The sequence below is a fragment of the Zoogloea sp. GDB6 genome (genome assembly GCF_056724105.1).
The window spans coordinates 3846439-3867322 of sequence record NZ_CM161497.1; the positions used below are offsets into that span (position 1 = coordinate 3846439).

Genomic DNA, 20884 nt, shown 5'->3' on the forward strand with positions numbered 1-20884 from the left:
TACACTCAATTAGACAAAACGAAGGGATCGGGAGTCTGCCCGATCCCTAAGAGCATTCCGAAAATCTGAAAAACCAGAAAAAGAGAGTCTGTACGAAAAGCTCCGCCGCCAATGCTCATTTCAGCCATTCGCGAATAATGTCAACACAGCCCTCCACTGCGAGCGTCCCTGCCCTCAAATGCACCTCCGGCGCGATGGGTGCCTCATAAGCGCTATCGATTCCGGTGAAATTCTTCAAGGCTCCGCTGCGTGCCTTGGCGTATAGACCTTTGACGTCCCGGCGCTCGCATTCCTCGAGCGGCGTATCGACGAAAACCTCGATGAATTCCCCATCCTCGAACAGACCGCGCACCATTTGGCGCTCACTGGCAAAAGGGGAAATGAAGCTGACGATGACAATCAGCCCCGCGTCCACCATCAGCCTGGCGACCTCCCCCACACGCCGGATATTCTCGACCCGGTCAACCTCGGTAAAACCGAGGTCGCGGTTCAAACCGTGGCGGACATTGTCCCCGTCCAGCACATAGGTATGACGACCTTCGGCATGAAGGCGTTGCTCCAGCGAACTGGCGATCGTCAACTTGCCCGCACCGGACAGGCCGGTCAGCCACACGCAGCAGGGCGTCTGGCTCTTTAACCGGGCACGAGCCCATTTGTTCAATTCGAGGGGCTGCCAGTGGATGTAGCTGTCACGGCGCAGAGCGAAATCGATAATGCCCGCGCCCACCCAATCCCCCGAGGCCTCGTCGAACAGACAGAAGCTTCTTTCGAGAGCATTCTCCGTATACGGATCGAACATCACAGACTCTTTGGTCGAGACATTCACCGTAGCAATCTCGTCCTGCCCCAGAACTCGGGCCACCAGTCGCGCGCCACCATGCAGGTCATGCCGAAATTTGATCGTCGTGACAGTGGCCCCCACCTCCTGATCAGCCAGGCGCAGACGATACACCTGCCCCAGCACCGGTGCGCGAGACACGAGCCATAACAGCCGGGCCTCGAACTGATCGGAGTGAGGTGACGGTGCATCGCCCCTCTGCTCCCCGGAACGGACCTGCGCGCACGCATCCCGCCCATCGACGACCGGCGGCCGATACGCGCGCAGACAATCGATGAGGCCTGGTCCGGCATGCCACGCCGGCACAATCCAGCCCTCGAGCGTCGAAACAAGGGGAAGCACGTCGAGCACACCGATGCGCCACACGCGCCCCCACTCCAGCACCTCGTCCCGACAGCGCTGGAAACGGCCCTCCCTTTCCGGGTCCGCGCCCCCATCGGCAAGCACCACCAGGACACGAGCCGCGCCCATCATGCCGGCCAGTGGAATCAGGCGAGACGCCGGAGCGACCAGTCCATCCGCAGTATTCAGCGCGAGCAGCAGCACGTCTGCCGCGACAATCCAGCTGAGAATGTCAGGTATCTCGACATTCCGGTCAATCAGCGATGCCTCATCCATCCCCTCTCGCGCAAGCTCAGCCAACATCGCGTCACCGCCACAACAGGCGACATGGATGCACCGGTCCTTCATATCATGCACCTGCCACACGGACAACTGTATGGATGCCTTCGAAATGTCACTCATCAAGCACGCTCAGGTTGAAGAAATCCGTCTGAGGAGTCCCGTTCGGGCCATCACGCATCAGTCTGCAATACCGAGATATTTCTTTTGCTTCGCTACACAATGCGGCACCGAAAACCGGCTCAGTTTCCGCGGTTTGCGGAGGTCACAGGGTACCGCGAGCCGCTTCACGATCTCCCGCACGAAGCCTTCCCGATCAAAGAAATCCACCAGCTGGGCACCAAAGGCCTGGGCGAACTCCCGCACCGGCGGCGTATCCGACGCCACCACCGGCACACCCGCCAGCGCGGCCTCCATGAAGGACCAGGACAACACGAAGGGCGTCGTCCAGTACGCGTGAACCTTGCTGATGCTGAGCAGGTCCAGGTACACGCTTTCAGGCACGTTGCCGACAAAGTGCACACGCGCAAGGTCGAGGCTGGCCCCCACCTCCTTCAGCAGCGCATCCTTCCAGCTTCCACCGTCTTCCGGCCTCCGTCCGTAGCTGACCCTATCGCCACCAACGATCACCACATGAGCCTCGGGACGCAGCCGCAACACCTCGGGCAGCACCCGCATCAACATGTGGAAGCCCCGCACCGGTTCAAGGTTTCGCGCCACGTAGGTCAGCACCTCATCCCCCGGCCGCAGCACGCATTCACCCAAGCCATCACCCTTGGCGATGCGAAGCACTGCGCCCTTCCGATAGACCAATCGGGCCAGATCGATACCATCGTGAATCACGGCAATCCGCTCGCGAAACGGCGCTGGATAGGTGCTGCGCTGCCATTCTGTCGGCGCAAAGGCCAGATCGGCCGCTTCCAGGCTTAGCAGATTGGCCATATTCCGGACGCGCAACGCGCAGCGTTGGGGAAAACTCAAGGGTGGCTCCTCCGGATCGAAACCGACATCGCGCCCTTCTGCGGCGTAATGGAATTCGCAATAGACCGCCAATCTGGCTTTCGGGAAGACATCCTTGATGAACAGCGCCTCGCCCCACCCCGGGTGGGCAATGACCAGATCCGGCACGAAGCCTTCGTTGCGCAACTGGATTGCCGCAGCCGCGCAGGCTTCAGCCCGCATGATCTTGGCCTCCGGATCCTTGAGCAGGGGATGCTGGCGCTCGCTTTGCGCCCGCAGCGCTTGGTAGGGGCGCAGCGTCACTCCCTCAGGGACCGGATTGACGTACATCGAGAGCGCAATCACCTTGTGCTCCCCACTTTTCGCCAGATCAGCGGCCAGATGGACGAACTGTCCCGGAAAGTTCTGATGGATGAACAGGATATTCATGGCTTCTTTCGGATGCTCCAGGAGCTTCAGTTCTGCCGGAGGTCGAGACAGCCGTTGCGGGGCAGCCGGGAGCGTGGCGGGATCGCCAAGCCGGCAGATACCTGGCTGAGGACATCGAGGTTGAGGCTCGGATGATAGGCCGGATCGCGGAACAGCACATCGCCCCAACGACGTCGCAGCATATCCACCTCACGCCCCGCACGGGCCCTTTTCTGGGGTGTGTCTTCATGACCACGGGACGCCGACTCCGCATGCAGCAAGCGTGCATAGGGCGACCACACGATGGCCATGCCGAGGCGTCGGATCTTCAGGCAGAGATCCACGTCGTTGAAGGCAACCGGGAAGGCCACCTCGTCCATGCCGCCGACCCGCAGGTAGTCCGTCTTGCGCACCAGCAGGCAGGCGGCGGTCACTGCGCTGACCCGTTGCAGCAACTGATTGCGGCCTTGATCGCCCCAGTCGCCGTCAGTCAGCCGATTGCCATAATGTCCGGCCACGTTACCGATCCCCAGCACCACCCCGCCGTGCTGCACCATGCCATTGGGCCACAGCAGCTTGGCGCCCACAGCCCCGACGCCCGGACGCATCAGCTGACCGACCAGTTCCTCGAGCCAGCCCTCGTGCAGCACTTCGATGTCGTTGTTGAGCAGGCACAGGATGTTGCCGCTCGCCTCCGCCACGGCCCGGTTGTTGAGCGCGGAGAAATTGAACGGCCCTGGCATCGGCAGTACACGTACGCCCCGAGCCCGGATCTCCTCGAAGTAGCTCAGGGTTTCCGCTTCGACCGAACCGTTGTCCACCACGATCAGTTCCACGTCCAGTGTTCCGGCGTGGGCAAACAGGCTGTCGATGCAACGGGACAACAGCGCTAGGCCGTCCCGGGTCGGGATGATCACGCTGACTTTCAAGGGGCCGTCGGCCGCCTGCGGCAAACGTTGCAGACGGCGCGGCATGAAGCCCGCCCCCGGCTGGGGTTGTGTCACAAGCGTCGCCGCCGGTTCGACCCGCCCCAGCGCCTCGGCTGCGGCCGCTGCCCGAGCCGCCTGCTCCGCCTCGCTCAGCGCAGACTCGAATAAATAAAGTGCGCGCGGCACATGCACAATGGCATGATCGGCGATGTCCCATACAGCGGCCAGGGCCTGCCAACGGAGGGCCGCCGAATCGGACGCCGCATAGCCTGCGCCAATGGCGCGTTCGGCGATCGCACGACGCATCAACATCAATTCCAGCGGGTAATCGCTGGCTAGTGCATATTCCGGGTTCCACGCCGGCTTGAACCAGGGCAGATCTGCCGCCTCGCTGTCCGTGTAGACAATGGCAACGTTCGGTGAGACGAAGCCCTCCAGCGCCTTCCCAAGGGCATGATCCCGCAAGCGGTCACCGGCACGCACGCACGTGATGAAGTGACAGCCGGCTTCGAGCAGACGGCCCAGTGCATGCTCAACCGCATCCGTCCAGCCATCGTCCACGCGCTCCACGACAACCCGAAGATTCCCTGTCTGGCGGCCGAGGCAAGCAAGCGTCTCATCTACAGGCACGGACGGATCACGGGACACCACCAACACGCCGATGCACGGCGCCGACTCGAAAACCGGCGGCTCGGCAAGCTCCTCGAACAGCGCCGACCATTCGCGGTAATAGGTCATCCCCATGCATCGCGGCCAGTGGCGTTCATAACCGTCGACCAAGGCCCCCAAGAGCCCGTCCCTGGCCTCTGCCATCGTCAGCAACTGCCGCCCGCCCTGGGCATGGCAGCAGATGCTTACCGGGCTTCCGTTCAACGCGATCCCGTTTTCATCGACGACACGCACCTGATGCACACGCCCATCGGCCAGATCGGGAGGAAGATCCAGCTCGAAACCGCGCGCGCCCACCTGTCTGGACCGCAAGACCGGCAACTCCCGCTCCGCCCGCGCCTGCGCCAGGCAGCGGTGTTCAAGAAATGCCCGGACCCCGACCACGCGCCGCCGATCGACGGGATCGATGGCCCAACCGTGCAGGCGCAGCCCCCCATCGCCGAACACCTGATTCAAAGCCACGGCCGGCGGTGCCTTCAAAGTGTCGATGGGCAGCGCGCCGGACAAGACATGGTCGGTGTTGGCCACCCGGATGGACAGACTGCCACGCAGGGCGAGTGCCCCCAGATCGGTCACGAAACCGTGGCAAGAGTCCAGGCGGGGGGCGATCTCTCCCAGTTTGAGGAACGCATCGGACAGATCACTGCGCGCCACGTCGGCGATAACCGCCCCAACCGCCTCGTCGTCCATACAGATCTCAAGCACGACCCGCGCATCGGGACGCATGAGGTCTACGGCCCAACCGTGGACGATGCCTTCGTGGATACCTTCGATTGCCCCCAGCCAGCGAGGGGCGGGAACACTCGACGGTTGAGCGCCAGATGGAACCAGAGATGTCATCGGGAAGTGTTTGAACTCAGGCAGGAGAAAGGGAGGACTCCGGATGGCGTGCAGCCAGCCACGCCGCTGGATCGAATCGGTCGTCGAGGCGGACGATCTCCTCCCAACCGCTTATGGGACAGGAAGGGCTGGCCAGCACCGTCGTGCAGTGCAGCAAGGTGCTCAGCAAGCTGTCAGGGATCACGCACTTCGGGGCATCGGGCTCGGGCGGAAGCACATTCACCACGCTGCTCCGCCACAGGGCTTCCGTCCCAAGACCGAGGCACAGCAGCGCGAAGGGCGGCTCACCTTCGGTGGATCGGCTGGCGATCAAGCGGGCCAATTGCAGAGTCTTGCTATAACCCACGGCATCGTCGGCTTCCAGGCGTACCGCAATCCAGCGCACAGCAGAAGGCGGGACGCTTTCCGCACCGTCCGACTTTTCTGGTCCCCCCGGCGCATCCAGCAGGCTGGCATCTTCATCTCGATCCGCATACCAGTCGGCCCCCTCCCCGCACAGACGCTCGAGAATCACCTGCCGCATGGCGGCCAGGGGGTCATCGCTCAGGAAACGGGCGTATTCCATCTCATGATCCGGATAGCGGGCCGCCAGCACGGCCTTGTTCTGGACGACACGCAGAATCTTTTCGTCACCAAAGGACGCGGTACCCGAATGGGCAACGAACACGCCTGACGCCAGCAAATGCCGATAGCCGGCGCGCCGTGCGCGCAGGCACCAATCCACTTCTTCGTTGTAACCCCGCCGCAGATCCACGTCATCCAACCCACCGATCTCGTCAATGACCCGGCGCCGCATCAGCATCGCAAACCCGCAGCAGGTCGGCAATTCGTGCTCAGCCGTCAGCCCCGCATCACGGACAGCCGCAACGATGCCATCGACTCGCGCCAATTGCGCCTCATCCAGGGCTGGCGCTGCCACACCAATATCGGGCAGGCTGCTGATCTCGCCATTGTTGGACCAAGGCGTCACCGAGGCGATGTCGCCGGCGCTGTACAAGGCAGCGCTCAAACGGTCCAGCCAGTCGCCATGGACCAGCGCATCCGCGTTGAGCAAGAGTACATCCCCAGGCACCATTGCGATGCCGCGGTTGCAAGCACCGATGAAACCAAGGTTGAAAGGATTGCGGAGCAAACGTATGCGTCCCGCCGCAGCCTTGCGGTCCAGCCATTTCCGCAGGGCTGGATCGGGACTGGCATCGTCCACAACGATGATTTCCGCCGAGCAGCGATTGTGCGGCAGGCTGGCCAGCACGCTGTCAATGCAACGGCTGACCAAGTCGAGCTTGCCATACACCGGGATCACAATGCCAAGCGCCGCATGCCCCTGTGCTTTTCTTGCTCCTATGGCCCGCTCGCGGGCACCGGCTTCGAAGGTCACTGGCGCCGGGACGAAGGACAGCGGCGAGCCTTGCAGGAGCTGCCCCGAGGTGACCGAAACACCCGCGGCATCCGGCACCAAGGCTAGCGACCACACGCCCGCCGCAGCCCCCCACGGAATACGGAAGCGCTGCCCGTTCGCCGGCACGTCGAAAACCTGCTGACGCGTTCCATCGGACACGAGCAGACGCCGGGTTGGCCCCGCCCCCGCAGCGGCGAACACCATGCCTTCGATGTCCTCGCCCTGTTTCCAGCAGGCGCCGAATGCTCCCAGCCCGGCAGCATGTAACAACGGCAGCAGACCCGCCTGCGTCCCATTCCGGCAACGTTCGGGCAGGAATACCGGACCAAGGCACACCGCCGCGTCCCGCTCTCCTGCAGCGAGCCATGCCTGCAGCAAACCATCCTGCAGTAAGGGACTGGCCGGCGCTACCCGCCAGGCCGCGTACCAGGCCGCGGCCGCCCGCAACGGGCTGCAGGCCTCCAGCACCTTGGCCCGCAGGAGCGCCGCGATGTCGCTGCGCGGCGTCCTTCGGCAGACGGTTTCCGCATACAAGGCGGCCTCGGCCCACTGGCCCGCCTTGTATGCGGAAACCGCCCGCCCAAGCAGGAAATCATCCCGCCTGGTGGGCAGACAAACGAAAGAAAAAGGGGCCGAAGCCCCTTTCGAACCGACAGAGTCGGGCATTAAATGATGCCGGTCACGATGGTCACGCTACCGATAACCTGGGCTTCGGTATGAATGCTGCCGTCGATGTTATGGGCAGCAATCTGAGCGAAGCTCGTGATCAGATCGGCACGGGTCGAACCATGCGCCAGCGCATCGGTCCAGTACGAGAGCCCCCCCGCTTCTCCATCGCGGCCAAACGTATGCTGGTACAACCCCTTGACAAAGTCAGCATCGCTGAGCGCCGCTTGAGATACAAATTCTGCGGAGTGCGTGAAGGCATCCGCAATCTGCTTCAGCGACACTCCAGCGCGGCCCAGGTCGAACCAGTAGTCCAGACCGCCCGCATCCGCCGTACGCCCAAAAGCCGTTTCATACAGCGTCGAAACCGCTGCTTCGACGGAATCCTTCGCAAACACGAGGGCCTTACCCTGGTCGAGCTGGACATACTGGATCTTGGAGATGTCCGTCACCTTGTGCGAGGTGTTGTCCGTTACCACCGCGTGGCCGTTGTTAGTCGTCACTGTGTAGTTACTTGCGCTACCACCCAACTTCACAACGGCGTAATTACCACTACCGCCGACGATCGTGCTGTTGCCGAGGCCAGCCTCGACGGTATCAACGCCCGAACCGGTCACCACCGAACTGTCGCCCGTGCCGAGAATAACCTTGGTATTGCGCGCATCAGCGACGACGATCTTGTCGCCACCGGCAGAGCCAACCACGACACGATCAACGGTACCGGGCTGGGACGTCGGTACGAGGACGCCGTCATTCAATGTCGTAACGACCCCCCCAAGGCCCTGGAAAATCACCACCGGCGCATTGTGCGGCGGCGTAATGGTCGTCGGAGAGGTGTCTGACGAACCGATCAGGACCACTTCAGCACCAGACGGAACCGTGACGTTACCGTTGGAATCAGGCTGCACCGAATCAAAACGGACCACAGAGTCCGAAGTCCTGGTGGTCAGTGCAAGAATGTCATTGATCGTCGAACTGGAAAAAACGACCGGATTGGCGTTATGCAACGCATCCGTAACTGTTTGCTGGTCGGCTTCATACATGGGAAAAAGACTCCATTTTGCTAAATGCTGCAATTACAAATCGCACGCGCCGACTTCCAGGCGCAATGCCGCTAAGTGCTCGAAGCCACTTGGCCCACTCATTACTCCACCTTCGGTGCAAGCCTTGAAACCCCCGGAAAAAAAAGCCTCGCCCATCAACCGGTAGTTCCCTGCCCTCTCGCCGACCAAGTCCAGGCGTACCGCGGTGATACGCATTCCCAACTCGCGCACACCACAGAAATTGCCAGTATTGACTTCTGGCAGATAACCATGCCCTTCCAATAACACGCTATAGGCAATGTCTACGCCAAGTGGCTTATCCGGCCACTCCAACTGAAAACCGGTAATCGAACTCAAACTTTCCGGACTGCCGAGACACACGCCCTCCGAGGCCACCATGTCACCACGACCATCCACATAAGCAATGATCGATACTCCTTCAGGGGCCACGGCGATGGGACCGCCATCGGAATCATCCTGGGCACTATTGAGGAGCGGTGGCAGCATCGAATCATCACCATCCAGACGCTGAATCCGCACCGCTGGCACTTCCTCGTCGTCACACTGCAGAAACGCAGTCAACAATATGCGAGCGGGCCGATCCGTCACCCGCCACACGATGCAATCACCCGGCCCACGAAGTAGACAGTCCAAGGTCCCCGGCATCGTCAGGCTCTCGACGCCTCCAGCATCCCCATCCAAATCGGCTACTCGGGACACGCAGAATGGAGCCCCGCCAACCTTCGGGTGGCTCAACGCGTATAAGCCGGGCGACAAGGTAATGACTTCATTTCGCAAAATCATTCCGACATCACTACCTTCGAGTGTTTGACAAATCCAGTGCCATGGAACTAGTTGCAAATGCCATCAAGAGATCAAGCGCTAGCCGTGCTGATGCAGAACCCGGTGAACGATCCCCCCGTCTGCCCTCGACGTATCCCCCGCCCCCAGACCGAGCTTAACAAAATTTATCGCAAGCTTTACGCAAGGTTGATGAATGCGAGAATGTATCATCAAAGCGCTTTGGCCAGCACCATCAGATTCCTTGGCGTCAGGCTGCGCTCGCAGAAGGTGCCGACCTCGACCTGGAAACCGGCTTCCTCGAGGCCTCGCGTCAAGTCCATCACCAGCCACATCTCCAGCGGGCGGCGGAAGGCGTGGCGGACCAGTTCCAGGCGACGGACTTCGCCGCGACGCCGTTCGCCAACCGCCAGCCAATGCGCCCAGTCCACGCCCATCGGCAAGCTGACGCCCTGGCGACGTGCGGCCGCCGCACCATAAGCAGCAAAGTCGCCGGACAGCAGCTGTGACGGCATTGGCGGAAAGGGCCGGATCGCCTCTCCTTCGAGTGCATTGCGTAGCGCGATGAAAGCCAGTTTCCACGCCTGATCGCGAGCCAGGCGCTGACGCAGGCGCGGCGGGGCGGTCACGGTTTCGGTTACCGCCAGGCGCAGCGCGCGCCCGTCCAGCGGCAAGGACGCTTCGTGGCTGACCGGCCGGTAACCATCCTGATCCTGGGCGCCGCGGTAATAGCAGCAGGGTGCAATGCGGTAGCCACGGGCGCCGTCCACCGCGGCACCGCGCACAAGGCTGCGATGCAACTCGCCACAAGCGTGCAGCGCGAGCACCTCTCGCCTATGCACATGGGCGCGGGACGCCGGCTCCAGCGCATCGGCGCACAGCACCTGCTGGTCGACACCGACACGGGCCGCCAACCGCCCGGCGTCCGCGCACAAATCCCGGTCGATCTCCAGCGAACTCACCGGCTGGCCGTCGCTGAGGGCCAGCCGCCGGCCGAGGTGGCCCTTGCCGGCGCACCACTCCAGCAGCGGCGCCGCCACCGCCGGCCCATGACTGGCGAAGGCTTCGATCTGGGCCCGCTTACGGCCGGGGATGAACCAGTCGAAGTGCGCCCCGCTCGGCGCCAGGCTGCGGGCTGGTAGCGGCGTCACGTCGCTGAGTTGCCCCAGTTCGCCGACAAACGGCAGATAGGCCTCCAGCCAGGCGCGGCAATCGTCCGGCGATGCGACCAGGGCTTCGAGTTCGGCATCTCCCAGGCCCAGAACCGCTTCCGCCAACGCCGGCCATTGCTCGCACCAGGCCGGGCGGTGCACATAGAATGGTGGCGGCTGCCAGAACGCCTGATACTCCCGTAGCAGCGATTGAAGCGCCAGGAAGCGCGCGCGATGATTCATGATTCCGTTTTACACCCCTGCCCCGCAAAACCAGGAGGACAACGCAGCATGGCCGCATCCCTGCCCGACTCCGAAGCCGTACTCGATTTCTGGTTCAAAGAAAGCACGCCCAGGCAATGGTTTGCCCGCTCGGACGAATTCGACCGCCTCATCGCCGCCCGCTTCAGGGCGGTGTACGCGGCGGCGGCCAGCGGCGAACTGCACACCTGGCGCGCCACTGCCGACGGCCGGCTGGCCGAGATCATCGTGCTCGACCAGTTTTCCCGCAACCTCTTCCGCGACGACCCGCGCGCCTTCGCCTGCGATGGCATGGCCCTGGTGCTAGCCCAGGGCGCAGTGGCCGCCGGCGCCGATCTAGAACTACCGGTCGCCCGCCGCGCCTTCCTGTACATGCCCTACATGCACAGCGAATCGGCGCTGATCCACACCCACGCCGTCCGCCTGTTCAGCCAGCCAGGCCTGGAAAGCAACCTGGACTTCGAGCTGCGCCACAAGGCCATCATCGACCGCTTCGGACGCTACCCGCACCGCAATGCAGTACTCGGGCGATCGTCGTCGCCGGAAGAAATCACCTTCCTGCAGACGCCCGGCTCTGCGTTCTGAAACCCCGTCAGCCACGAGAAATCAATTCAAACCACTGAAAAAAATCATTTTTATCACTTACCCTAACTCAGGATCGAACGGGTGTGGCGAAGTACACACCCGCCACCCCGCGTAACACTTTTCCCCACGGCGGGCATGGACAATCGGAGCACCGCGATCCGATCTGCCGCCCCCGTGACTCACCATACCGCCTCCGCCCCCGACTCCACGCTGGCCTACGGCCTGTTCCTGCGCTTTCTCGATTCGCGGCTCGAAAAACACTTCAGCGCCTATTACACCGACTACTACCACCGCTTCGCCCAGGCCAGCCTGGTGCTTGGCCTGCTCCTCGTGCTGGGCGACTGTGCGGTGGATTTCATGGTATTCCCCGACGTCAGCGCCAACCTGGGCCGACTGACGCTCAGCGTGCCCTTGCTGCTGCTGGCCATCGGCTATTCGTTCACCGACGCCGCCAGGCGCAACTGGCAGGCCGTCATGGCGGGTTCGCTGGTCTGCATTTCACTCAGCCTGTTCTGGGTTCTGGCCCGCATCGACAACCAGGGCGGCGCCGGCGGCCTGTCGTCGTGGGTCGGCGTGCTCAACTTCACCTTCCTTGAGCTCTACATCTTCGTGATTCTCGGCGTGCAGTTCCGCATTGCCTTCGGTGCAGGCCTAACCATCCTCGCCGCCTTCATTTATGCGATCCGGGCCGGGATCAGTAGCGAACTCAACGCCTTCGCCTACTGGAGCTACCAAGCCCTCACCGTCTTCATCCTCGCCGCCGGAGTCGGCTGGTGGCGGGAATGGCTGATCCGCCGGGACTTCCTCGCCCGTACGGAGTTGGAGCGGGCACGGGACGCCGCCGAAGCAGCCAGCCTCGCCAAGAGCACCTTCCTCGCCAACATGAGCCACGAGATCCGCACGCCGCTCAACGGCATCCTGGGCATGGCCCATCTGCTCCAACGCGGCGCTACGACACCAACGCAACAGCACCAGCTCGACAAGATCATCGGCTCCGGTCGCCATCTCCTCGGCGTCATCAACGACATCCTCGACCTGTCGCGGATCGAAGCAGACAAGCTCGAACTCTCGCCGTCGCCCTTCACGCTGCCAGAACTGTTCCACACGCTGGATGGATTGATCGGTGGCGCCGCGCACGACAAGGGACTGCTGCTTGCGATGGACATCGACCCGACGCTGGGCGGTCTTCAATTCATCGGCGACAGCCAGCGCGTCGGCCAGGTACTGCTGAATCTGACCGGCAACGCGCTGAAGTTCACCGCCGAAGGCGGCATCAGCATCCGCGCCCACAAACTGGAGGACGACGAAACCGGTCTCGTGCGGGTTCGTTTCGAAGTCAGCGACACCGGCATCGGCATCCCACCCGAAGCGCTGGAGCGGATCTTCGAGGCCTTCGAGCAAGCCGACCACTCCACCACCCGACAATACGGCGGCACCGGTCTGGGGCTCGCCATCAGCCGACGCCTCGTCAGCCTGATGGGCGGCAGCATCGGCGCCGACAGCCAGCCCGGCAGCGGCAGCACCTTCTGGTGCGTGGTGGGCTTCGCCGCGACGCCCACATGCGCAGCGCAAACCGCCTCTCCCACCGGCCCGGAGCCGCGCCCCCTGCCGCAAGGCTCACAAGTACTGGTGGTCGAAGACGAGCCGGTCAGCCTGGAAATCACCCGCGAACTGCTCGAAGAGGCCGGCCTGCACGTGGATTGGGCCGAGAACGGACGCATCGCCGTGGAAAAGGCGGCCACCAGGCGTTACGCGCTGATCCTGATGGACATGCAGATGCCCGAGGTGGACGGCCTCGAAGCCACCCGCCAGATCCGCCAACTACCTGAGTACGCCCGCGTACCGATCCTCGCGATGACAGCCAACGCTTTTGCGGAGGACCGGCGTCGCTGCCTGGGAGCCGGCATGGACGACTACCTGATCAAGCCCTTCGAGCCCGAGGTGTTGCTCGACGCAATGGAACGCTGGCTGGGGCTGCCAGCTGAACAGGACGCCGGCATCGTGGTTCAATGAGGGCTTTCCAACCCATCCGGAGCCCCCGACCGTGAAGTGCCTTTCCACCCTCCTCCTGTGCCTCGCCTGGAGTGCCGCCTACGCCCACACCCCGTTCACCGGCGAGGACTTCAGCGGCACCTACGACTGCACCGGCGACGACAGCCACGAAGGCAAGTACACCGGCACCGTGACCCTCGAACGGGTGCCCGGCCAGAGCACCGGCAAGCTCGGCGCCTACAGCTTCAAACTGGAAGTCCCCGGCTACGGCAGCTACCCGGGCCACGCCGCAGCCAACGGCCGCCAGATGGCCATCCACTTCGCGCTGACCGACACCAGCACCAAGGACTACGGCACCGGCATCGCCACCTTCAGCAAGACCAAGGCCGGCAAGTGGCGCTTCAGCAAGTACTACTACGAGCCCGAATTCAAGGGCGGCAACTTCGGCACCGAGACCTGCGTGCACCGCTGAGCAAACGCAAATCCAGGCCCGGCGCGGGTCTTGGGGCCATGGTCGACGCCCCCCGCGGGACCGGGGATAATGGTGGGTTGCGAGCTGCCGGACGAGCAGCGTACTCACCCCCGAGAGCACCCCCATGACCCATTCCCGCAAGCAGCTCGAACTCCTCGCCCCCGCCAAGAACGCGGACATCGGCATCGAGGCCATCAACCACGGGGCCGACGCCGTGTACATCGGCGGCCCGGCCTTCGGCGCCCGCGCCAACGCCGAGAACACCATCGCGGACATCGAGCGCCTGACCCGCCACGCCCACCGCTTCGGCGCGCGCATCTTCGTCGCCTGCAACACCATCCTCCACGACGAGGAAGTGGCCAGCGCCGAGCGCCTGATCCGCCAGCTCCACGAAGCCGGCGCCGACGCGCTGATCGTGCAGGACATGGGCCTGCTGGAACTCGACCTGCCGCCGATCCAGCTGCACGCCAGCACCCAGACCGACATCCGCCACGCCGACAAGGCGCGCTTCCTGCAGGACGTGGGTTTCTCGCAGATCGTGCTGGCGCGGGAGATGACGCTCACCGAGATCCGCAAGGTCGCCGCCGCCACCGACTGCGCGCTGGAGTTCTTCGTACACGGCGCGCTGTGCGTGGCCTTTTCCGGCCAGTGCTACATCAGCCACGCCCACACCGGCCGCAGCGCCAACCGCGGCGAGTGCTCGCAGGCCTGCCGCCTGCCCTACGACCTCGCCGACAAGGACGGCAACCTGGTCGCCAGCAACCAGCACCTGCTGTCCATGAAGGACAACAACCAGAGCGCCAACCTGCGCGCGCTGGCCGACGCGGGGATTTCCAGCTTCAAGATCGAAGGCCGCTACAAGGACATGGCCTACGTGAAGAACATCACCGCCCACTACCGCCTGCTGCTCGACGAGATCATGGAGGACACGCCGGAATACAGCCGCACGTCTGCCGGGCGCAGCACCTTCCTGTTCCAGCCGCTGGCCGACAAAACCTTCAACCGCGGCGCCACCGACTACTTCGTCAATGGCCGCACGGCCGACATCGGCGCCTTCGACTCGCCCAAGTTCGTCGGCGAACCGGTCGGCAGCGTGATCCGCCTGGACGGCAAGCAACGCCGCTGGTTCGACACCACCAGCGCCGTCGAGCTGCACAACGGCGACGGCCTCAGCTTCTACGACCGCAAGGGCGAACTGGTCGGCCTGCGGGTGAACCGCGCCGAGCGCGTCGGCGACGATTTCCGCGTACATACCGCCGACGCCGTGCCGGCCGAGCTCTTCCCCGGCAGCGGCGTGTTCCGCAACCGCGACCACGAGTTCGAGAAGATGCTCGAGAAGAAGTCCGCCGAGCGCCGCATCGGAGTGGATCTGCAGCTCACCGAAACGCCGGACGGCTTCGCACTGACCCTCACCGACGAGACCGGCGTGTCCGCCAGCGCCGAACTGCCCCACGCCAAGGAGCCCGCCAAGGACGCCGAGCGCGCCCTCGCCGGCCTGCGCGACAACCTCGGCAAGCTCGGCGCGACGATCTTCAGCGCCCGCGCCATCGAGTTGCAGCTCGACCAGGCCTGGTTCCTGCCCGCCGGCGCCATCAACGCGCTGCGCCGCGAGGCTGTCGACAAGCTGGAAGCCGCGCGCCTCGCCGCGCTGGCGCCGCTGCCGCGCCGGGCGGCGGTCGAGCCGCCGGTGCCGTATCCGCAGACCGAGCTCAGCTACCTGGCCAACGTGCTCAACCAGAAGGCGCGGGATTTCTACCAGCGCCACGGCGTGCAACTGATCGAGGCCGCCTACGAGGCCAACGAGCACGTGGACGACGCCTCCCTGATGATCACCAAGCACTGCCTGCGCTACAGCTTCAACCTGTGCCCGAAGGAAGTGAAGGGCATCCGTCCCGACCCGATGACGCTGATCAACGGCAAGGAAAAGCTGACCCTCAGGTTCGACTGCAAGCGCTGCGAGATGCACGTGGTCGGCAAGATCCGTCAGTCCGTACTCGACATGCCCGCCGTGCCGGTGGTCTTCCACGCCAAGGTGCCGGAAGGCTTCCACGCACCCCATTGAACGCCGTGGAGGACGGGTTCATCCGCCCTCCATGCTTCCGCCAAACTCCGTCCCCGTCCCCATGAAGATCGCCCTTGCCGTCGTCCTGTTGATCCTGGCCCTGATCGTCGGCCCTGCCGCGTGGCAATACGCCCACTTCGACCCGAAGGCGGTGCCCACCTCCGGCCTGCCGTGGCAGATCGACGTGCTGCCGGGGGGCGAAGCGCGGGTCTTCGGGCTGACCCTCGGGCGCAGCACGCTGGCCGACGCCCGCGCCCGCTTCGGCGAGGAACTGCAGCTGGCGGTGATCGCCGAGCCCAACGAAACCGGCAACGTGGAAGGCTATTACGAGAGCGTCACCACCGGCTTCGTGGCCGGCAAACTGATCGTCACCGCCGACTTCGACAAGGCCACCATCGAAGGCATGCGCGAACGCTCGCCGAAGACCGAGTACATGCAGAGCACCACCCGCAAGGCCACGCTGGCCGACGCCGACCGGGCCGCCGCCCTCGCCGCGCCGATCCGCGGCCTGGCCTTCATCCCCAGCGTCAATCTGGACGACGCGGTGATCCAGGAACGCTTCGGCGCGCCCGCCGAGCGCATCCGCGTCAACGATCACCTGGAACACCTGCTCTACCCGGACAAGGGCCTGGACCTGGTGCTCGACAGCAAGGGCAAGGAACTCCTGCAATACGTCGCGCCGGCCCGCTTCGAGGCCCTGCGCGCCCCGCTCAAGGCCCAGGCGGCCGCGCCGGCCAAGCCCTGAATCCGGCTAGCTAAGGCCGGCTCACTGCGCGGAATCAGCCCCGCGCATTCACCCAGTCGATGATGCCGGCGGCACTGCGGAAATCGTCCGACGCGCGTACCGGCACGCTACTGTCCCGCTCGCCCCACATGCGCGCCAACGCGTTGCCGGGGCCGATCTCCAGCACCACGTCCGGCTGCATCTCCAGCACCGCGCCGAGGCAGGCGTCCCAGTCCAGCGGCGTGCTGATCTGGCGCGCCAGCGCATCCATGCCGTCGGCCGCAGTGCGGGCCGCCCGTCCGTCGATGGCGCTGAAGACCGGAAAGGCCAGCCGGCCGCTGCGGTGCGGCGCCAGCAAGGTCGCGAAACCGGCGCTGGCCGCCGCCAGCAAGGGCGTGTGGGACGGCGTGCCGACACCGAGGCGCACCACCCGGCTGGCCCCCGCCGCTTGCGCCAACTGTTCGGCTTCGACGAGGCCAGCGGCGTGCCCGCCGAGCACGAAATGGTCGGGCCCGTTGCGGATCGCTAGCAGCAGATCGCAGCGCGCCGCCAACTCCGCCACAACGTCGGCACGCAGGCCGAGCACCGCCAACAAACCGGCCGGGCCGGCCACGCAGGCATCCATCAGCGCCGCCCGCTGCGCGCACAGCGCAACGCCGGCCTCCAGCGGAAAAGCGCCGGCGGCGCAGCAGGCCGCCATTTCGCCAAGGGAATAGCCGGCCACGGCCACCGGCCGCGGCAGCGCAGGCTGCAACTGGCGCCACAGGTACATCTGGTAGGCGAAGATCAGCGGCTGGGCGACCCGGTTGGCCTGCAGCTCGGCAAGGGAAGGCTCCGCCGCCTGCCATGTCTCCGGGATCGCCTCAGCCAGCGTCGCACCCAGTTCGGGCGATGCGCCTTGCCGCAAGGCGTCGAAATGAGTGGGCTGCTGGTTGCCCTGCCCGCTGAACAGAATCGCCAGGCGCATGGGTAGCCTCAGAGTGCGTCGAGAAACAGCGTGACCCCGAGCAGGTCGGCGCTGCCGCCGGGGCTCAGGTTGCGCGCGACGAATTCCCGGTGAATGTGCTGCGCCCTCGCCTCCCAACCGTCCGCGGCCACGCCGCCGGCAGCGAGGAAATCCAGCGCACGACACTGGGCGAAGGCCAACCCTTCGGGCCCGCCGCGCCACAGCAGGTTGGTGTCTTCCAGGTGGGCGATCAGCGCGAACAAGCACTGCAGCGCGGCGCGCTGCGGATCGCCGGTCAGCCGCAGGGCGTCCCGGTAAGCCGGCAAGCCCACCTCCAGCGCAGCAGGAAATCCGTCCGCCGCCTCCCGCCGGGCACCGCCGCTGCCGTAGCGCCGCGCCACCTCGGCACCATGGCTGTGAGACGCGGGGCTGGCCGAGCCGAGGATCGCCGCGCCCCAGCGCCGCGTTACCTCAGCGCACACGTCGGCGGCGGCAAAGTCACGCCCCTCCGCATGCAACGCGCCGGCCGCGGCACACAGCAGCCCGATGTTGAAGATCGCCCCGCGGTGCGTGTTGATGCCGCCGGTCGCCTGCAACATCTTCGCCTCCGCCGCCACGCCGAGTTGGCGCAGCGGCTCGAAGGACGGGCTGGCGGCGCCGACACGGGCGATCTCGGGAAAATAATCGCGCAGGGACTGCAGGCTGCGCACGAAAGTGCGGAAATCCATGTCCGTGTGGCTGCCGGAATCGGCCGGGCTGACCAGGCCGGGCTTCGGCGACAGCTCCACCTCCCGGTACAGGGCGCGGATGGCCAGGCTGCCGACGCGGGCCGCGAAGCCCTCCACGGAGGCGGTGGGAAAAACGGCCGGGCGGAGATCCTCCCGGCGCACGGCAAGGGCATCAGACATGCAGCGCATCCTCCTCGGACTGTTCCAGCACCACCGACAGCGGCAGCAGGCCGACGTCCACGCCGCCCTTCACGAGCACCCGCGCGTCGGCTTTGCCCCAGGCGGCAGCCAGCTCCCGCCAGGCCACCGCGCAGCCGTCCGGGAAGCGGATCTCCCCGTCGAGCCCGCAGGGCAGCTCTTCACCCCCATCGGCGAGCAGACGCAGGCAGGCCTCGGCCTGGGCGGCGGAGGCCACGTCGCAAATCAGGTCCACATCGGACTCCGGGTGGCGGTAGGCCTCACCACTCAAGGCCTCCCAGGCCAGCGAACCGTAGACGCCGACGCTCACGCCGGCCGCCGCCAGCCGCTCCGACAGCGCGGCCAGCGGCGCGGCCACGTCGTCGGCCAGGCGATGCAGGCACTCGGCGATGCTCAGCGGACGGCGGACCTGCAGCAGATCCGCCTGCTCCACCAGACAGCCGACGCGCCGGCGCCCTTCGGCGGCCGGCAGGGTCAGCCCCAGCAAGGCTTCGCTGCCGCCGGCCAGCTGGCGCGCCACCACCAGCGGGCGGGCGGCAGCAATCCACGCGGCAACCCGCGCCGACAGCGCGTCGTCGAGCGCATCGCACAGGAAGCGCACTGGCGCCCCTGCACGCACCGTGGCCAGATCGTGGCGACGCATGGCCGCGTGCCTCAGGCCGACACCACGGCCGCTGCCGTGGCTGCGGCGAGATGACGCCCGCCCCGCTCCGCACCACGGGCCATCCGCTCGTCGGCGGCTGGCCCGGCGGCCTGCTGGCCGGCCAGCGCGGCCTCCAGCAGCGCGGCACTGGGCACATCCCAGATCGCCTCGATGGCGCCCATGCGCAGGTAGTTCTCGGCGCCGGGCGCGAAGGTCGGCGACTCGGCGGCGAGTTCCTGCAGACGCTCGTGCGGGATCTTGGTGACCCGCGCCATCGCCTTCAGGTCCATCACCCGCACCTGGGCGTCGGCCAGCGCGTAGGTCTTGTCCGCCATCAGGCCGAAGGACAGGAAGCCGCCGCTGACCGCCTCGCCGGTGACCAGCGCGAGGCTCGTATGCCCCTGGCGGCGGGCCAGGTCCACGCAGCGGGCCAGGTGGGCCAGGCTGCCGTTGAGGCACAGCAGCTCCTCGGCGCGGGACAGGGCCTGGCCCTTGGTGTCGACGAGGAAGACGATGGGCCGGCCGGGATGCTGATCGACCACGTCGAGCACCCGCCCGGCCAGGCCGAGGGCGATGTCGTGGCCAATGGCGGCGGCGTCGGTGGTACCGAGCACGGCCACCGTGCCGAGGGCGGTCTGCGCGCAGCCGGCAACCAGCTGGCCGTGGACGCTCACGTCGTGCCCGGCCGGGAAGAGGCCGTCGAGAATGTGCTGGAGGCTCATGCCGGCAATCCTTTCTTCAGGGCGACCAGGCTGTCCCGGTCCATCAGCGGAATCTGTCTGGGTTCGGCAACGCCGAGGGCCTGCCACACGTCGAGGCCGTCACGCAGACCGGCGAAACGTTGGCGGCGCTCGGTCAGGCGTGCCTGCTCGGCACGCAGCGTGCTGCTCGCCGGTACGGGTTCCTGCCAGCCGGCGAGCAGCGCGATGGCGCCGTCACGGAAGCTGGCCGCGTCGTCCTCCACCAGTTCGGCGCAGTCGCCGGTCAGATAGCGGTGCTTGCCGCCGGTGACGCGCCACACCAGCGCGCGGTCCTTGGAGTCAAACTCCTCGACGCCGGCGACGGTTTCGATGACCTCCGGGCCGGACAGGGCCAGCCGCCCCTCCTCGGACATCACGATCGCCGAGCACAGGCGCGACACGATGCCCATGCCGCCGAAGGCGCCGCAGCTGCCGCCGACCAGCGCGATGACCGGCACGCCGGCCGCCCGCGTATCGAGCACCGCCCGCATGATCTCGGAGATGGCGATCAGCCCGGCGTTGGCTTCGTGCAGGCGCACGCCACCGGAGTCCGCCATGAAGATCACCGCCGCCGGCTTGTCCTGCGCCGCGCGGCGCAGCAGGCCGACGATCTTGGCGCCGTGGATCTCACCCACCGCACCGCCCATGAACTGCCCTTCCTGGGCGATCACCAGCACCGGCCGCCCGCCGAGGCTCGCGGAGCCGACGATCACGCCGTCGTCGAAGGCGCCGGGGATGTCCAGCACCGCCAGGTGCGGGCTCGGCTCGGAGGCCTCCGGCGGCAGGAATTCGCGGAAGCTACCGGCGTCCAGCACCGCCGCCACGCGGGCGCGGGCGCTGGCCTCGAAGTAACTGCGGCGCAGCACCAGCTTGTTGGCCACGGGCACGTTCATTGGACACCTCCGGTGTATTCGCCAAGGGCTTGGCCCAGGCGCAGGCTGACGACCGCCGGGGTCGCGCCCATGTCGTTGATGGCGATGCGGGTGCCGCCGGCCGCGTGGCGGGCAGCAAACTCGGCGATGACGGCTTCCCAGATGCGGCCGAAGCCGCGGGCCGACGTTTTCACCGACACGACGCAGGCGTCGGCCTCGTCGCCCGGGCGGATCAGGATCTCCAGGTTGCCGGAGCCGACCACGCCGCACAGGGCCGCGCCGGCGGCCGGCGTGGCGGGCTGGGCGGGGAAACGGAATTCGAGTTTTTCCATGGCG

General features: G+C 65.7%; 18 protein-coding genes. 5 read left to right on the top strand and 13 right to left on the bottom strand.

The features are described 5' to 3' along the window. Positions 1 to 115: 115 nt before the first annotated feature. The 7 genes from cysC to AC1PQG_RS17470 form a co-directional block, all read right to left on the bottom strand. Positions 116 to 1582, bottom strand: a complete 1467-nt coding sequence (cysC, locus tag AC1PQG_RS17440) for an adenylyl-sulfate kinase (protein ID WP_481119083.1) — start codon at positions 1580 to 1582, stop codon at positions 116 to 118. A gap of 57 nt (positions 1583 to 1639) precedes the next feature. Continuing rightward, positions 1640 to 2848, bottom strand: coding sequence for a glycosyltransferase (locus tag AC1PQG_RS17445; RefSeq protein ID WP_481119084.1), 1209 nt, complete (start codon positions 2846 to 2848; stop codon positions 1640 to 1642). Positions 2849 to 2874: 26 nt separating this feature from the next. Next, the gene (locus AC1PQG_RS17450) at positions 2875 to 5115 is read right to left on the bottom strand and encodes a glycosyltransferase family 2 protein (RefSeq protein WP_481119085.1); all 2241 of its coding nucleotides are present in this window, start codon (positions 5113 to 5115) and stop codon (positions 2875 to 2877) included. Between the two features lie 166 nt (positions 5116 to 5281). Continuing rightward, a complete protein-coding gene (locus AC1PQG_RS17455; protein ID WP_481119086.1) occupies positions 5282 to 7198 on the bottom strand; it encodes a glycosyltransferase family 2 protein in 1917 nt (638 codons plus the stop codon). Positions 7199 to 7329: 131 nt separating this feature from the next. Beyond that, on the bottom strand, positions 7330 to 8373 hold the full coding sequence (locus AC1PQG_RS17460; RefSeq protein WP_481119087.1) for a DUF4214 domain-containing protein: 1044 nt from the start codon (positions 8371 to 8373) through the stop codon (positions 7330 to 7332). 33 nt (positions 8374 to 8406) lie between these two features. Then, positions 8407 to 8955 (bottom strand): hypothetical protein, encoded by a 549-nt coding sequence (locus AC1PQG_RS17465; RefSeq protein ID WP_481119088.1) that lies wholly within the window; start codon positions 8953 to 8955, stop codon positions 8407 to 8409. A 431-nt stretch (positions 8956 to 9386) separates the two neighbouring features. Continuing rightward, the gene (locus AC1PQG_RS17470) at positions 9387 to 10568 is read right to left on the bottom strand and encodes a methyltransferase (protein ID WP_481119089.1); all 1182 of its coding nucleotides are present in this window, start codon (positions 10566 to 10568) and stop codon (positions 9387 to 9389) included. A gap of 48 nt (positions 10569 to 10616) precedes the next feature. Between AC1PQG_RS17470 and AC1PQG_RS17475 the strand changes: the two genes are divergently transcribed. From AC1PQG_RS17475 to AC1PQG_RS17495, 5 genes are all read left to right on the top strand, one after another. After that, complete coding sequence (locus AC1PQG_RS17475) at positions 10617 to 11171, top strand: DUF924 family protein (RefSeq protein WP_481119090.1); 555 nt, start codon at positions 10617 to 10619, stop codon at positions 11169 to 11171. A 174-nt stretch (positions 11172 to 11345) separates the two neighbouring features. After that, on the top strand, positions 11346 to 13184 hold the full coding sequence (locus AC1PQG_RS17480) for a response regulator (RefSeq protein ID WP_481119091.1): 1839 nt from the start codon (positions 11346 to 11348) through the stop codon (positions 13182 to 13184). 31 nt (positions 13185 to 13215) lie between these two features. Continuing rightward, the gene (locus tag AC1PQG_RS17485) at positions 13216 to 13635 is read left to right on the top strand and encodes a hypothetical protein (RefSeq protein ID WP_481119092.1); all 420 of its coding nucleotides are present in this window, start codon (positions 13216 to 13218) and stop codon (positions 13633 to 13635) included. 124 nt (positions 13636 to 13759) lie between these two features. After that, positions 13760 to 15697: a peptidase U32 family protein gene (locus AC1PQG_RS17490; RefSeq protein ID WP_481119093.1), complete on the top strand. Its 1938-nt coding sequence runs from the start codon at positions 13760 to 13762 to the stop codon at positions 15695 to 15697. A gap of 61 nt (positions 15698 to 15758) precedes the next feature. Continuing rightward, complete coding sequence (locus AC1PQG_RS17495; RefSeq protein ID WP_481119094.1) at positions 15759 to 16442, top strand: hypothetical protein; 684 nt, start codon at positions 15759 to 15761, stop codon at positions 16440 to 16442. Positions 16443 to 16476: 34 nt separating this feature from the next. On the opposite strand, the gene mdcH is transcribed toward AC1PQG_RS17495, so the two are convergent. From mdcH to mdcC, 6 genes are read right to left on the bottom strand one after another with little or no spacing between them, the layout of a single operon-like run. Beyond that, positions 16477 to 17388 carry a malonate decarboxylase subunit epsilon gene (gene mdcH, locus AC1PQG_RS17500; protein ID WP_481119095.1) on the bottom strand — a complete coding sequence of 304 codons (912 nt, stop codon included), beginning with the start codon at positions 17386 to 17388 and terminating at the stop codon, positions 16477 to 16479. 8 nt (positions 17389 to 17396) lie between these two features. After that, the gene (gene mdcB / locus AC1PQG_RS17505) at positions 17397 to 18275 is read right to left on the bottom strand and encodes a triphosphoribosyl-dephospho-CoA synthase MdcB (RefSeq protein WP_481119096.1); all 879 of its coding nucleotides are present in this window, start codon (positions 18273 to 18275) and stop codon (positions 17397 to 17399) included. Beyond that, complete coding sequence (mdcG, locus tag AC1PQG_RS17510; protein ID WP_481119097.1) at positions 18268 to 18936, bottom strand: malonate decarboxylase holo-[acyl-carrier-protein] synthase; 669 nt, start codon at positions 18934 to 18936, stop codon at positions 18268 to 18270. The genes mdcB and mdcG overlap by 8 nt, the downstream gene beginning before the upstream one ends. An 11-nt stretch (positions 18937 to 18947) precedes the next feature. Beyond that, the gene (gene mdcE / locus AC1PQG_RS17515; protein ID WP_481119098.1) at positions 18948 to 19658 is read right to left on the bottom strand and encodes a biotin-independent malonate decarboxylase subunit gamma; all 711 of its coding nucleotides are present in this window, start codon (positions 19656 to 19658) and stop codon (positions 18948 to 18950) included. Continuing rightward, positions 19655 to 20569, bottom strand: a complete 915-nt coding sequence (locus AC1PQG_RS17520; RefSeq protein ID WP_481119099.1) for a biotin-independent malonate decarboxylase subunit beta — start codon at positions 20567 to 20569, stop codon at positions 19655 to 19657. The genes mdcE and AC1PQG_RS17520 overlap by 4 nt, the downstream gene beginning before the upstream one ends. Next, on the bottom strand, positions 20566 to 20880 hold the full coding sequence (gene mdcC / locus AC1PQG_RS17525; RefSeq protein ID WP_079436842.1) for a malonate decarboxylase acyl carrier protein: 315 nt from the start codon (positions 20878 to 20880) through the stop codon (positions 20566 to 20568). Before mdcC ends, AC1PQG_RS17520 begins: the two co-directional genes overlap by 4 nt. Positions 20881 to 20884: the final 4 nt, after the last annotated feature.

Bases quoted from the DNA above. Each gene is read 5' to 3' on its own strand.
- cysC (WP_481119083.1), bottom strand. From the start codon at position 1,582: ATGAGTGACATTTCGAAGGCATCCATACAGTTGTCCGTGTGGCAGGTG.
- AC1PQG_RS17445 (WP_481119084.1), bottom strand. From the start codon at position 2,848: ATGAATATCCTGTTCATCCATCAGAACTTTCCGGGACAGTTCGTCCAT.
- AC1PQG_RS17450 (WP_481119085.1), bottom strand. From the start codon at position 5,115: ATGGACGACGAGGCGGTTGGGGCGGTTATCGCCGACGTGGCGCGCAGT.
- AC1PQG_RS17460 (WP_481119087.1), bottom strand. From the start codon at position 8,373: ATGTATGAAGCCGACCAGCAAACAGTTACGGATGCGTTGCATAACGCC.
- AC1PQG_RS17470 (WP_481119089.1), bottom strand. From the start codon at position 10,568: ATGAATCATCGCGCGCGCTTCCTGGCGCTTCAATCGCTGCTACGGGAG.
- AC1PQG_RS17475 (WP_481119090.1), top strand. From the start codon at position 10,617: ATGGCCGCATCCCTGCCCGACTCCGAAGCCGTACTCGATTTCTGGTTC.
- AC1PQG_RS17490 (WP_481119093.1), top strand. From the start codon at position 13,760: ATGACCCATTCCCGCAAGCAGCTCGAACTCCTCGCCCCCGCCAAGAAC.
- AC1PQG_RS17495 (WP_481119094.1), top strand. From the start codon at position 15,759: ATGAAGATCGCCCTTGCCGTCGTCCTGTTGATCCTGGCCCTGATCGTC.
- mdcH (WP_481119095.1), bottom strand. From the start codon at position 17,388: ATGCGCCTGGCGATTCTGTTCAGCGGGCAGGGCAACCAGCAGCCCACT.
- mdcB (WP_481119096.1), bottom strand. From the start codon at position 18,275: ATGTCTGATGCCCTTGCCGTGCGCCGGGAGGATCTCCGCCCGGCCGTT.
- mdcG (WP_481119097.1), bottom strand. From the start codon at position 18,936: ATGCGTCGCCACGATCTGGCCACGGTGCGTGCAGGGGCGCCAGTGCGC.
- mdcE (WP_481119098.1), bottom strand. From the start codon at position 19,658: ATGAGCCTCCAGCACATTCTCGACGGCCTCTTCCCGGCCGGGCACGAC.
- AC1PQG_RS17520 (WP_481119099.1), bottom strand. From the start codon at position 20,569: ATGAACGTGCCCGTGGCCAACAAGCTGGTGCTGCGCCGCAGTTACTTC.
- mdcC (WP_079436842.1), bottom strand. From the start codon at position 20,880: ATGGAAAAACTCGAATTCCGTTTCCCCGCCCAGCCCGCCACGCCGGCC.